Genomic DNA, 11,709 nt, shown 5'->3' with positions numbered 1-11,709 from the left:
CCGCGGGGCGGCGCATCGGCGCCGGCGGGCGGTCGCCCTTGCGAAGCCTCGTGGCTTCGGGGTGTCTCCCGGCCGAGACGTCTCCCTGCATGAAGTTCCGCCCTTATCGATCTAGGCGGTTTCCTCCGTGCCGATGAGGCTTTCCATCAATTCGGAAAGCAGGTCCTCTTCCGTCGCCTCACTGCTGGCTTCGCTACCGGAAGACAGCAGATCGGTTATCGAACCGGACGAGGACTCTTCCTGCACCGACAGCAGGCTGGAGAACGTTTCGGACGAGAACTCGCCCGGGGGAGGTCCAGGAGGCGGACCTTTGGGGGCACCTTCCTCGAGTTCGGCCTCGGTCACCTCGCCGTCGCCGTCGGTGTCGAGCTGGGCAAACATTTCCTCGACAGACGGGCCGCCGGCAACTTCTGCCGATCCCTGGGGACGGTTTTCGTGGGCATCGGTGAATTCTTCAATCGAAAGCCCACCGCTGCCGTCGGCATCGTCTTTGGCGAAGCGTTCGGCTCGGGCGTCTTCCATCATGGCTTTCATGGCGGAAAAATCGGGCATACTTCCCGAAACTGCACCGATTGACATTGATGTTACTCCTCTCATCCAATGTCAGTCATTCCGATCCTGGAATGACCATCGGTTGGTCCGATGGCGGATAACGGGTAGCAACGGGCGAGCCAGCGTTGTTTCAAACAACCGTTTGAAACAACGCTGACACGGTTCTTGCGCGAGGCGATCAGTGACGCGTAACCATTCGGGAAAAGTCAGAGATGCCGCGCAGCCCCTATACCAAGGACACACGCCAGCAGATCCTGGAAGCGGCGCAGAAGAGCTTCGCCGAATACGGCTATGACCGCACCAGCATCCGCCAGATCGTCGCCCGGGCGGGCACCAACATCGCCTCGGTCAACTACCATTTCGGCAGCAAGGACGCGCTATACCGGGAAGTCCTGGCGGCCGCGATCTCCGATCTCACCGATGATCTCGGCACGGCCGTCGACGCCCTCGACCTCGAGGGCCTGACGGTCGGTCACGTGCACGACTTCGCCATACGGCACATCCTGACGGGGATTTCCTCCAAGCGCTTCGAGCCGCCGCGGGTGATCGGCTGGGAGATCATCTCGCCGAAGATCGACATGCCGGCGCTGATGAATGGCAAGATGGCGGAGACCGAGGCGCAGATCGTCCTGCTGCTGTCGCCCGCCATCACGCTGGGCGCGACCGCCGGACAGAAGTCGTTTGCCGCGCGCTGGTTCATGACGGCGATCCTGCCGCCGCCGCCGATTGCCGATTGGCTGACGGAGCTGCAGTCCTCCGGCGACCGGACATTCGAGATCGCGGTCTCGCAGCTTGCCGATGCGGCGATCGCCGGCGTGCGGGCGCTGACGGCCCCGGCGGCGGCGAAGGCAGAGGACGAGGGCTGAGCCGGCTCAGCGCTTGCGCTCGGACGTCGTTTCCGCGTCCCAGTCGCCGGTTGTCCAGAGCCGCTTCAGGCCGCTGCGATAGTCCGGATAGCGCGGCTTCCAGCCGAGAACGGACTTCGCCTTGTCGTTGGAGACGATCTTCGATTCGCCGTAGAAGGAGCGGGCCATCGGCGACAGCTCCGCGGTGGCGAAGTCCTCCTCCGGCGGCGGCTCGACGCCCATTAGTTGGGCCCCGAAGGCAACGACGTCCTGGGGCGGGGCGGCCTCGTCGTCGGTAACGTTGAAGATGCCGCCGCAATCCTCGGCGATGGCCGCGGCGACAATCGAGGCGATGTCGTCGACATGGATGCGGTTGAAGACCTGGCCGGGCTTGACCAGCCGCCGCGCCGTTCCCTTCATCAGCCGGACCATGACGTTGTGGCCGGGGCCGTAGATGCCGGCAAGGCGGAAGATGGCGGCCGGCACGCCGATCTCCTCGGCAAGGTCGGTCCAGGCGGCTTCCGCTTCCAGCCGGCGGCGCGAGCGCGGGCTGGCCGGACGGCACGGGGTCTCCTCGTCGATGACGGCGCCGCGATGGTCGCCATAGACGCCGATGGTGGAGAGATAGCCGACCCAGCGCAGCCCTGGGGCCGCGGCAATGTCGGCGGCATGGTGGGCGAGCACCGGATCGCCGTCCTCGCCCGGCGGCACGGAGGACAGCACATAGGTCGCCGACTTGAGGGCATCTGCAATGCCCCTGCCCGGCTTGGTGCCGTCAAAGACGAAGGCGTCGACGCCCAACTCTTCCAGCGCCTCGGCGCCCTCCGGACTGCGGGTGGTGCCGGCGATCGAGGCAAAGCGGTCGGCGGCAAGGCGATTGAGCGCCTTTGCTGAATTGCCGAACCCGAACACGAACAAACGCTCCCCTGCCCCGCTCATTGCCCCGTTTCCTCCTTACGCTCGCGTTCTTTTTCTGCCGCCCATTCTGCGCGCACATCGGTGTCGGTCTCAAGCGCCAGTCTCTGCGTGCGCGTCGTTTCGATCGCGCCCGGCGCGGCAAGGCGCCGAAATGCCCAGGCGGCAGCGCCGCGCACCAGGGGCGATTCGTCGGCCAGGAGCGGCCTGACCGATTGGAGCAATGCGGTGTCCCCGGAGTTGCCGATGGCGATGAGGACGTTGCGCACGAAGCGGTCGCGGCCGATGCGTTTTGCCGGCGAGCCGGAAAAGAACGCCCGGAAAGCCGCGTCGTCGAGCGCTGCCAGGTCGGCGAGTCGGGGGGCTTCCAGATCGTCGCGGACGGCAAGCTTCATCTCCCTGGTGGCGCTGGCATATTTGTTCCAGGGGCAGACGGCGAGGCAGTCGTCGCAGCCATAGATGCGGTTGCCGATAGCCGGGCGCAGATGCCGCGGGATCGGTCCCTTCATCTCGATGGTGAGGTAGGAGATGCAAAGGCGCGCGTCGATCCGGTAGGGCTCCGGCAGCGCCCCGGTCGGACAGGCGTCGAGGCAGGCCCGGCACGAGCCGCAATGGTCGGCGAGCGGCGGATCGGGGGCAAGGTCGAGGGTCGTATAGATCTCGCCGAGGAACAGCCAGGAGCCGTAGTCGCGCGAGACGAGGTTGGTGTGCTTGCCCTGCCAGCCGAGACCGGCATGGGCGGCGATCGGCTTTTCCATCACCGGGGCGGTGTCGACGAAGACCTTGACGTCGCAGTCGGCACGGGAGGCGAGCCAGCCGGCGAGCTGCTTCAGCCGTCCCTTGACGATGTCGTGGTAGTCGCGGTTGCCGGCATAGGCCGCGATCGCCCCGCGGTCGGGTTTTTCCAGGATCTCGCGCGGGTCGCGCTCCGGGCCGTAATTGAGGCCGAGGACGACAACGGAACGCGCTTCGGGCCACAGTGCCCGCGGGCTCCTGCGACGGTCCAGCGTCATCGCCATCCAGTCCATGGTGCCGTGGTGGCCGGCAGCGACGAAGTCGGCAAGGTGTTCGCCCGGCGTTTCGCCGATATCGGCGGGGGCGATGCGTACCGCGTCAAAGCCAAGAGCCTTTGCGCGCGCCTCGAGCGCGGGTCTTAGCTTGTCGGGCATCGACCGGGCCTCACACAACAATCGGGACGGCCTCGCCCGCCATATCCTCCGCGCATCCTGGAACGAGGGTCGTCGATGCCCTCCGGAAAACGGTTGCGACCCGGCCTCAAAAGTCCAGGTCGGCGTATGTCCGCGACGGCGGCATGCCGCGCACCTTTTCGTTCAAGAGCGGGCGGAAGATCGGCCGCGACTTCACCCGCGCGTACCAGGTCTTTGCGGTCTCGTCCTCTTCCCATGGCACCTCGCCAAGGTAGTCGACGCAGGAAATCCCCGAAGCGGCGGCAAGATCGGCGTAGGAGAAGCGGTCGCCGGCCAGCCAGTTCCGGATCGATGCGAGATAGCCAATATAGCGCAGATGCGGGCGGATGTTGGCGCGGGCCGCGCGCAGCATGGCCGAATCCGGCGCGCCGCCGCCGCAGCGCTGCGGCATGTCCTGCTTGAACACCTTCTCGTGGACGAAGATGCCGCCGACCTCGCGGTCGAACTTGTCGAGGAACCAGTCGACGAGGCGGCGCATCTCGGCGCGCTTTTCCGGGTGGTCCGGCATCAGCCGGCGGCTTTCCTGCATATAGCCGCGGGTCTCGTCGAGATATTCCATGATCGCCCGGGCGCCAACGATCGGCGGGCCGTCGTTCTCCACCAGCACCGGCAGTTCGCCGGCGGGGTTGAGCTTGAGGAATTCCGGCCGGCGCTCCCAGAACGGCTCGACGATGAGATCGCTTTCGGCGTTGTGCTCGGAAATCGCGAGACGGACGAAGCGGCAGGCAGGCGAGAAGGGCTGGTGGTAAAGGGTCAGCATGGCATTTCGTTCAAAGCCCGGCGCCACATGCGCCGGGTATCGTGAACCGGGGAAACGTCTATAGGGGGCAAACCGGTTCCACTCAACCGGAACACTCGCGCGAGACGTCGCGCGGATTCGGTCAGGCGGGCGGCGCCACCCCGGGGATCCAGCCGTAGATAAGGGCGAAAAGTGCCAAGGCGAGGGCAAGCCGGTAGATCACGAACGGCAAAAAGCTCATCCGCTTGACGATGGCCATCAGGAAGGCGATCGCCGCCAGCGCCGAAAAGAAGGTGAGCCCGGCGGCATAAAACGCATCGGTCGGGATCGGCTCGCCGGTCTCATAGGCCTCCAGGAAGGTCAGGAGGCCCGCCGCGGAGATCGCCGGCACGCCGAGCAGGAAGGAGAACCGCGCCGACTCGTCGCGCCTGAAGCCCATGGCCCGGGCCGCCGTCATGGTGATGCCGGAGCGGCTGGTGCCGGGCACCAGCGCCAGCGACTGGGCGATGCCGATGATGATCGCCGGCCCGAACCGCATCTCCGCCATCGATTTCAGGCGCGGACCAAAAGCGTCGGCGACATAGAGCAGGATACCGAAGATGACGGCGTTCCAGGCGACGATCTCGACGCCGCGAATATAGTCTAGGAAGCCGGTGAGCTTGAAGATCAGGCCGACGACGACCGCCGGAATGGTGCCGACGATGATGTAGGCGGCAAGCCGCGCGGCCCATGTCCAGCGCAGGCGGGCAAGGTCGACGCAGCCCTTCAGGATCGTCAGCACATCGCGCCAGAAATAAACCAGGATGGCGAACAGCGAGCCGACATGGACCATGACGTCGGTGATCAAGCCCTGGTCCGGCCAGCCGGTCAGCGCCGGGATCAGGATCAGGTGTCCCGACGAGGAGATCGGCAGAAACTCGGTGATGCCCTGGACGATGGCCAGGACGACGATCTGTTCAATGGACATGAAAGAGGCATCCTGGCGGGCGATCCGGGGAAGCGCCCCGCTCGGCCATCGATCGGAGGGGCGTCAGGCCGTGCGCGGCATGTTGAACTGGCCGCGCGGCCGGAACCGGGTCAGGTAGGTCGGCAGGATCGCCTCCAGCGTGCGACCCTCGATGCCGAGGCCTTCCAGCGTGCGGCCGGCCGCCTTCGCTTCCTCGGAGACGACGTTGTCGCGGGCGAGCATCCTGACCTGGTCGCGGGTCAGCATCGGCTTCGGCAGCTTCTCCAGCAGCCAGGCCTGCATGCTGGCGATGCGGAGCGGCAGCGAGACGATGGCGCGCTTGCGGTCGATGACCTCCAGCATCACCTCGATGCATTCCCGGAACGTCTTCACCTCCGGCCCGCCGAGCTCGTAGACGCCGCCCGGCTCGGTCTTGCCCTCAAGGGCCATGGCGACCGCCTCGGCGACGTCGCCGACGAAGACCGGCTGGAACTTCGTGCCGCCGCCGATCAGCGGGATGACCGGCGACATCGTCGCCATGGAGGCAAAGCGGTTGAAGAAGTCGTCCTCCGGCCCGAAAACGATGGAGGGCCTGAGGATCGTCGCGCCCGGCACGGCGGCAAGGACGCCGGCCTCGCCGGCCGCCTTGGCGCGGCCGTAGCCGGCGGCCGATTCGGCATCGGCGCCGATGGCGGAGATGTGCGCCACATTGGTGATGCCGGCCCTGGCCGCGGCCTCGGCAATCTGTTTCGCGCCTTCGGCCACCAGAGCCTCGAAGGTCTGCTTGCCGCTCGGCACCAGGATGCCGACGGAATTGACCACGGCGTCGGCGCCGACGAGCGCCCGTTCGATCGATTCGGGATAGCGCAGATTGGCCTGGACGGCGTGGATCTGGCCGACCGCACCGATCGGCTGCAGGAAGAAGGCGAGATCGGGCCGGCGCACCGCGACGCGCACGCGCCAGCCGCGGGCGACCAGCGCCCTGACCACATGGCGGCCGACGAAACCCGATCCGCCGAAAACCGTCACCAGTTTGGAGTTCTGCGAGACTGCCATTGGAATCCACCGCCGTTCGAAGCCGAATGCAAAGGTTCGCATTTCTCTTACCCGCTCGCCCGAAGCCTGTACAGGGGCGGCGGCGGGGCATCGATGCTGCCGCGGCCGCACACACCGATTGACAAGCCGGCAAGCGACCCTTAAAGCTCCTTCGCCGTTGGCCCAGGTGGCGGAATTGGTAGACGCGCTAGCTTCAGGTGCTAGTGCTCGAAAGGGCGTGGAGGTTCGAGTCCTCTCCTGGGCACCATCCGGAGCGTTTGAAAAAACGCCCGGCCGCTTCATTCGGCGCCGGCGCCCGGGAAACGGGGCGGCCGGCGTTTTCGTTGGACGGCCGGAGGGATGAGCAGCCCGCCCGCAAGACCACGGGAACACCGATGACCATCCGGCTCCACAAAGGCGACCTCCCCGATCTGTCCCGCTACACGGGCTCGGTCGCCATCGACACCGAAACCCTCGGCCTCAATCCCCATCGCGACCGGCTCTGCGTGGTGCAGCTCTCGCCCGGCGACGGCACCGCCGACGTGGTGCAGATCGCCCGCGGCCAGAGCGAGGCGCCGAACCTCGTCCGGCTCCTCGCCGATCCGGATGTCGTCAAGATCTTCCATTTCGCGCGCTTCGATGTCGCCGTGCTCTATCACGCCTTCGGCGTCATGCCGGAGCCGGTCTGGTGCACCAAGATCGCCTCCAGGCTGGTGCGCACCTATACCGACCGCCACGGCCTCAAGGACATCTGCCGCGAATTGCTGAACATCGACCTGTCGAAGCAGCAGCAGAGTTCCGACTGGGCGGCCGAGACCCTCAGCGACGCCCAGCTCTCCTATGCCGCATCGGACGTGCTGCACCTGCACCAACTCCGCGACAGGCTGCAGACGATGCTCGCCCGCGAGGGGCGCACGGAGATGGCCGAGGCCTGTTTCCGCTTCCTGCCGACGCGGGCGAAGCTCGACCTTGCCGGCTGGCCGGAACAGGATATTTTCGCCCATTCCTGATGCCGCGACACAGGCGGCACGGCCCGGCGACTGGCGATCCGCCCGAAATCCATCATATTGTTGTGGGAACCGGATGCGGCGCGGACGGCAGATGACGCCCGTGCGCGCATTTCTTTTCCTTGATCCAGGCGACAGGACCGCCAAGCCCCAGTGACCGCGCACCCGACCACGGCCGACAGCCCCGCGCCGCTTGCCACGCGCCAGCGCGAGCGGGCGCGTGTCGACGCCGTGCGCCACAGCCGGCGGGTGCGGCGGCTGAAGATCGTGCTGCCGAGCGTTGCCGCGGTCATCGTCGCGGTGATTGCCGGCATGGTGGTGATCTCCACCTTCGCGCCGGCCATCGACCTGTCGGCGCTCAGCTTCGGCGGCGACGGCATCGTCATGGCCAATCCGCGGCTGTCCGGCCACGACAAGCAGAACCGGTCCTATGAGGTCACCGCCGACCGGGCCGTGCAGAGCCTTGCCAACCCGAAGGTCATCACCATGGAAAAGATCGGCGCCCGGGTCGAACTCGGCGACGGCTCCTGGGCCACCTTCAAGGCGGTCGAAGGCGTCTTCGACGGCAGCAGCGAGACGCTCTCGCTGACCGACCGGATCACCATCGATTCCAGCCTCGGCTACCAGGCGACGCTGAACGGCGCCGAGATCAACCTGAAGGACGGCGTGGTGACCAGCGCCGATCCGTTCAGCCTGACCTCGGAAAAGGGGACGATCGAGGCCGGTCGGCTTGAGGTCAAGGACGACGGCCAGACCATCCTCTTCGGCGACGGCATCAAGATGACGCTCAATCCGGCGGCCGGGAACAAGCTGCCGAAAGAGGTTTCCTCGCAGTTGAAGGACGCCGCCAAGACAAAACGGCCGCGCGCGGAAGGCGCCGCGGCCCCCGCCGCATCCGGCGGCGAACAAGGAACCGGCCAATGACCCGCTTTTTTTCAACCCCTGGGACGACTGCGCGCCTCGCTGTCGCGGTCCTGTTCGCCGGTGCGGTGCTGTATGCGCCCGCCGCCTCGGCCCAGACGTTCACCGAATCCTTCACCGGCCTCGGCGTCAATTCCAACGATCCGATCCAGATCGAGGCCCGCGAACTGGAGGTGCGCGACAAGGAGCGGGTCGCGATCTTCCGCGGCGACGTCAATGTGCGCCAGCAGAACGCGGTGCTGAAGGCGCAGAACCTGAAGGTCTTCTATACCGGCGGGCCGGGCGCCAAGGGCGGCGCGCAGGACATTTCCAAGCTGGAGGCCGGCGGCAAGGTCTATGTCTCCTCCGGCGACCAAGTGGCGACCGGCGACAAGGCCGTCTTCGACCTGAAGGCGGAACAGCTTACCGTGAGCGGCAACGTGGTGCTGTCGAAGGGCCCCAATGTGATCCAGGGCGAGGTCCTTGAGATCGACATGAAGACCGGCCAGGCGAAATTCCGCAGCCCGTCGCGCATCCGCATGCTGATCCAGCCCAAGAGCCTTGGCAAAGAAAAAACCCCGCCCGGGAATTGACGGGGCGCACCGGAAGGTCCGCTCGACAGATGCCGGCGAGACGGATATGACGCCCCCATGAACGATTCACGCTGCATACTTCGGATAATCGGACTGCCGTTTTTTTTGCGCGCGGCGGCAGCGAGTTGCCTCGGGAGGAGCCGAGCTTGAAGATGCGCGGGCTAATGGGCCGACTGACCGGCCGAGGAGCACCGGCGAGGCCGCGGCGCGCGCGCCGCGACGGCGATGCGGCGATCGAGCCCGCCGGGCCGCAGATCGTTGCCGCCGAGGCGGCGGCGCCCGGCGGCGACGTGCTGGCCGTGCGCAGCCTCGCCAAGAGCTATCGCCAGCGCCAGGTGGTGAGCGATGTCACGCTGGCGGTCGGACGCGGCGAGGCCGTCGGCCTCCTCGGTCCGAACGGCGCCGGCAAGACCACCGTCTTCTATATGATCACCGGCCTGATCCGGCCCGACCACGGCGCCATCGAACTCGGCGGCTTCGACATCACCGGCCTGCCGATGTACCGGCGCGCCCGGCTCGGCATCGGCTACCTGCCGCAGGAGGCCTCGATCTTTCGCGGCCTCACCGTGCGCGACAACATCCTTGCGGTGCTGGAGGTGACGGAGCCGAACCGCAAGAAGCGGATGGCCGAGCTCAAGGAACTGCTTGAGGAGTTCGGCATCTCCCATCTCGCCGATTCGCCGGCGATCGCGCTGTCCGGCGGCGAGCGGCGGCGGGTGGAGATCGCCCGGGCGCTGGCCAGCAGGCCGGCCTTCATGCTGCTCGACGAGCCGTTCGCCGGCATCGATCCGATTGCCGTCGGCGACATCCAGGCCCTCGTCCGGCACCTCACCCAGCGCGGCATCGGCGTCCTGATCACCGACCACAACGTGCGCGAAACCCTCGGCCTCATCGACCGCGCATACATCATCGCCGCCGGCGCCGTCCTCACCGAAGGCCGCCCCGACGAGATCGTCGCCGATCCGGACGTGCGCCGCCTTTACCTCGGCGAGCGGTTTACGCTTTAGTCGGAACATCCTATTAAAAAGGGGCAAGGCAAGAAACGGACCAACCGGCCGGACAGGGACAGGGGCAGCTCTCGAGCATGGCAATGACGCCGAAACTCGAAATGCGGACGAGCCAGGCGCTCGTCATGACGCCGCAGCTCATGCAGGCGATCAAGCTCCTGCAACTGTCCAATGTCGATCTCGTCGCCCATGTGGAGACCGAGCTGGAACGCAACCCGCTGCTGGTGCGCGACGAAAGCGACGAGCGCGGCCCCGGCGAGGGCAATGAGGGGACCGACCGGGGCGACACCTCGTCCGATGCGGGCAATTCCGACAACTCCTCCGACAACAGTTCCGACAGCGACGGGCCGGACCTTGATACCGCGCCGCTCGCCGATGCGCTGACCTCCGGCGCCGATGCCAACGTCTCCGACCTCGATGCCGATTTCGGCTCCGTCTATGCCGAGGACGGGCCGAGCGACAGCCCGGCCCCGGTCAGCGATCCCGGCGCCCTTGCCGGCAGTAGCTGGTCGCAGGTCTCCGGCCGCGGCGGTACCGGCGACGACTTCGACCTCGATTCGGTGCTGGGCGCGGAAAAGTCGATGCAGGACCACCTTGCCGACCAACTCGTGCTGGCGGTGAGCGACCCGGCCGAGCGGATGATCGGCCAGTATCTCATCGACATGATCGACGAGGCCGGCTACCTGACCGGCGACGTCGAGACCATGGCCGAACAGCTCGGCACCGAGCCTGAGACGGTGGAGCGCGTGCTCGGGGTCGTCCAGTCCTTCGATCCGAGCGGCATCGGCGCGCGCAGCCTCGCCGAATGCCTCGCCCTGCAGCTCAAGGAGCGGGACCGGCTCGACCCGGCAATGAAGGCGCTCGTCGACAACCTGGAGATCCTCGCCCGGCGCGATTTTTCGGCCCTGAGGCGGATCTGCGGCGTCGATGAGGAGGATCTCATCGACATGATCGGCGAGATCCGCGCGCTCAATCCCAAGCCCGGCAACGCCTTCGGCACCACCGTCGTGCAGACCGTCGTGCCCGACGTCATCGTGCGCCCGTCCAACACCGGCGGCTGGATCATCGAACTCAATACCGAGACGCTGCCCAAGGTGCTGGTCGACCAGACCTACTACACCACCGTCTCCAAGGCCGCCGTCGACGAGAAGGCCAAGACCTACCTCTCCGACTGCCTGCAGACGGCGAACTGGCTGGTCAAGAGCCTCGACCAGCGGGCCCGCACCATCCTCAAGGTCTCCACCGAGATCGTCCGCCAGCAGGACGGGTTCCTGGCCAACGGCGTCGCCCATCTGAAGCCGCTGAACCTCAGGACCGTGGCGGAAGCCATCAGCATGCACGAATCGACGGTGAGCCGGGTGACGTCGAACAAGTATATGGCGACGCCGCGCGGCATCTTCGAATTAAAATACTTCTTTACCTCGGCGATATCGTCGTCCGAGGGCGGCGAGGCCCATTCCGCCGAGGCGGTGCGCCACCAGATCCGGCGCCTGATCGATGCGGAAAACCCCGAGGCGATCCTTTCCGACGATACGATCGTCAAGATGCTCCGGGATTCCGGCGTCGATATCGCCCGGCGCACGGTCGCCAAATACCGGGAATCCATGCGCATTCCCTCCTCGGTCCAGCGGCGCCGCGAAAAGCGCGCCCTGCAGCACGGCGCGGCCTGACGCCGGACCCGTTTTCCCTGCTATGCCAGCGACTTAACCGCCGGTAGTTTTTCGGCTTTGACGGCGGCCCTCAACGGGCGCATGATCCTTTCGTGACAGTGTTGCGACCGTTCCTGCGGCCGCAAGGAGGACGGGCCAGAGCCGGCCATGACCTTTGGGGTGATGGTCTCCGGGTTGAACGCGGAACGGGAAAACCGGTCATTGACTTCGGCGCGGCAGGGCCGTAGAAGTCCGCGCGCGACAGGACGAGGCGATATGACATCGCATTGTGAGCAGCGCATTTGCTCGACGT

12 protein-coding genes and 1 tRNA gene are annotated in these 11,709 nt (G+C 66.5%); 7 read left to right on the top strand and 6 right to left on the bottom strand.

The window, feature by feature from the left end; all coding sequences use genetic code 11:
* Nucleotides 1-111: 111 nt before the first annotated feature.
* Complete coding sequence (locus tag CH339_RS07190) at nucleotides 112-579, bottom strand: EF-hand domain-containing protein (protein WP_170138435.1); 468 nt, start codon at nucleotides 577-579, stop codon at nucleotides 112-114.
* A gap of 185 nt (nucleotides 580-764) precedes the next feature.
* Here CH339_RS07190 and CH339_RS07185 point away from each other — a divergent pair, with 185 nt between their 5' ends.
* Nucleotides 765-1,418, top strand: coding sequence for a TetR/AcrR family transcriptional regulator (locus CH339_RS07185; protein WP_111433641.1), 654 nt, complete (start codon nucleotides 765-767; stop codon nucleotides 1,416-1,418).
* Nucleotides 1,419-1,424: 6 nt separating this feature from the next.
* Here the strand turns inward: CH339_RS07185 and CH339_RS07180 are convergent, their stop codons facing one another.
* The 5 genes from CH339_RS07180 to CH339_RS07160 form a co-directional block, all read right to left on the bottom strand.
* Complete coding sequence (locus tag CH339_RS07180; RefSeq protein ID WP_111433640.1) at nucleotides 1,425-2,336, bottom strand: NAD-dependent epimerase/dehydratase family protein; 912 nt, start codon at nucleotides 2,334-2,336, stop codon at nucleotides 1,425-1,427.
* Entirely contained in the window at nucleotides 2,333-3,481 is a 1,149-nt protein-coding gene (queG, locus tag CH339_RS07175) for a tRNA epoxyqueuosine(34) reductase QueG (RefSeq protein ID WP_111433639.1), read from the bottom strand. Before queG ends, CH339_RS07180 begins: the two co-directional genes overlap by 4 nt.
* A 106-nt stretch (nucleotides 3,482-3,587) precedes the next feature.
* Nucleotides 3,588-4,280 carry a glutathione S-transferase family protein gene (locus CH339_RS07170; RefSeq protein WP_111433665.1) on the bottom strand — a complete coding sequence of 231 codons (693 nt, stop codon included), beginning with the start codon at nucleotides 4,278-4,280 and terminating at the stop codon, nucleotides 3,588-3,590.
* Nucleotides 4,281-4,401: 121 nt separating this feature from the next.
* Nucleotides 4,402-5,226 (bottom strand): undecaprenyl-diphosphate phosphatase, encoded by an 825-nt coding sequence (locus CH339_RS07165; RefSeq protein WP_111433638.1) that lies wholly within the window; start codon nucleotides 5,224-5,226, stop codon nucleotides 4,402-4,404.
* 63 nt (nucleotides 5,227-5,289) lie between these two features.
* Nucleotides 5,290-6,261 (bottom strand): complex I NDUFA9 subunit family protein, encoded by a 972-nt coding sequence (locus CH339_RS07160; protein WP_111433637.1) that lies wholly within the window; start codon nucleotides 6,259-6,261, stop codon nucleotides 5,290-5,292.
* Between the two features lie 160 nt (nucleotides 6,262-6,421).
* Between CH339_RS07160 and CH339_RS07155 the strand changes: the two genes are divergently transcribed.
* From CH339_RS07155 to rpoN, 6 genes are all read left to right on the top strand, one after another.
* A tRNA-Leu gene (locus CH339_RS07155) sits at nucleotides 6,422-6,508 on the top strand.
* Nucleotides 6,509-6,635: 127 nt separating this feature from the next.
* Nucleotides 6,636-7,250, top strand: coding sequence for a ribonuclease D (locus tag CH339_RS07150; RefSeq protein WP_111433636.1), 615 nt, complete (start codon nucleotides 6,636-6,638; stop codon nucleotides 7,248-7,250).
* Between the two features lie 150 nt (nucleotides 7,251-7,400).
* Nucleotides 7,401-8,171 carry an LPS export ABC transporter periplasmic protein LptC gene (lptC, locus tag CH339_RS07145; protein WP_111433635.1) on the top strand — a complete coding sequence of 257 codons (771 nt, stop codon included), beginning with the start codon at nucleotides 7,401-7,403 and terminating at the stop codon, nucleotides 8,169-8,171.
* Nucleotides 8,168-8,740: an LptA/OstA family protein gene (locus tag CH339_RS07140; RefSeq protein WP_111433634.1), complete on the top strand. Its 573-nt coding sequence runs from the start codon at nucleotides 8,168-8,170 to the stop codon at nucleotides 8,738-8,740. Before lptC ends, CH339_RS07140 begins: the two co-directional genes overlap by 4 nt.
* Nucleotides 8,741-8,904: 164 nt before the next feature.
* Nucleotides 8,905-9,747 (top strand): LPS export ABC transporter ATP-binding protein, encoded by an 843-nt coding sequence (gene lptB, locus CH339_RS07135; protein WP_111433633.1) that lies wholly within the window; start codon nucleotides 8,905-8,907, stop codon nucleotides 9,745-9,747.
* A gap of 77 nt (nucleotides 9,748-9,824) precedes the next feature.
* A complete protein-coding gene (gene rpoN, locus CH339_RS07130) occupies nucleotides 9,825-11,417 on the top strand; it encodes an RNA polymerase factor sigma-54 (RefSeq protein ID WP_111433632.1) in 1,593 nt (530 codons plus the stop codon).
* The last annotated feature ends 292 nt before the right edge of the window (nucleotides 11,418-11,709 follow it).

It is taken from the genome of Rhodobium orientis, assembly GCF_003258835.1.
Taxonomy (GTDB): domain Bacteria; phylum Pseudomonadota; class Alphaproteobacteria; order Rhizobiales; family Rhodobiaceae; genus Rhodobium; species Rhodobium orientis.
This window is presented reverse-complemented; position numbering and strand designations above follow the sequence as displayed.

Excerpts from the sequence above, each read along its gene's own strand:
- CH339_RS07190 (WP_170138435.1), bottom strand. The coding sequence starts at position 579 with ATGTCAATCGGTGCAGTTTCGGGAAGTATGCCCGATTTTTCCGCCATG.
- CH339_RS07185 (WP_111433641.1), top strand. The coding sequence starts at position 765 with ATGCCGCGCAGCCCCTATACCAAGGACACACGCCAGCAGATCCTGGAA.
- CH339_RS07180 (WP_111433640.1), bottom strand. The coding sequence starts at position 2,336 with ATGAGCGGGGCAGGGGAGCGTTTGTTCGTGTTCGGGTTCGGCAATTCA.
- queG (WP_111433639.1), bottom strand. The coding sequence starts at position 3,481 with ATGCCCGACAAGCTAAGACCCGCGCTCGAGGCGCGCGCAAAGGCTCTT.
- CH339_RS07170 (WP_111433665.1), bottom strand. The coding sequence starts at position 4,280 with ATGCTGACCCTTTACCACCAGCCCTTCTCGCCTGCCTGCCGCTTCGTC.
- CH339_RS07165 (WP_111433638.1), bottom strand. The coding sequence starts at position 5,226 with ATGTCCATTGAACAGATCGTCGTCCTGGCCATCGTCCAGGGCATCACC.
- CH339_RS07160 (WP_111433637.1), bottom strand. The coding sequence starts at position 6,261 with ATGGCAGTCTCGCAGAACTCCAAACTGGTGACGGTTTTCGGCGGATCG.
- CH339_RS07150 (WP_111433636.1), top strand. The coding sequence starts at position 6,636 with ATGACCATCCGGCTCCACAAAGGCGACCTCCCCGATCTGTCCCGCTAC.
- CH339_RS07140 (WP_111433634.1), top strand. The coding sequence starts at position 8,168 with ATGACCCGCTTTTTTTCAACCCCTGGGACGACTGCGCGCCTCGCTGTC.
- lptB (WP_111433633.1), top strand. The coding sequence starts at position 8,905 with ATGGGCCGACTGACCGGCCGAGGAGCACCGGCGAGGCCGCGGCGCGCG.
- rpoN (WP_111433632.1), top strand. The coding sequence starts at position 9,825 with ATGGCAATGACGCCGAAACTCGAAATGCGGACGAGCCAGGCGCTCGTC.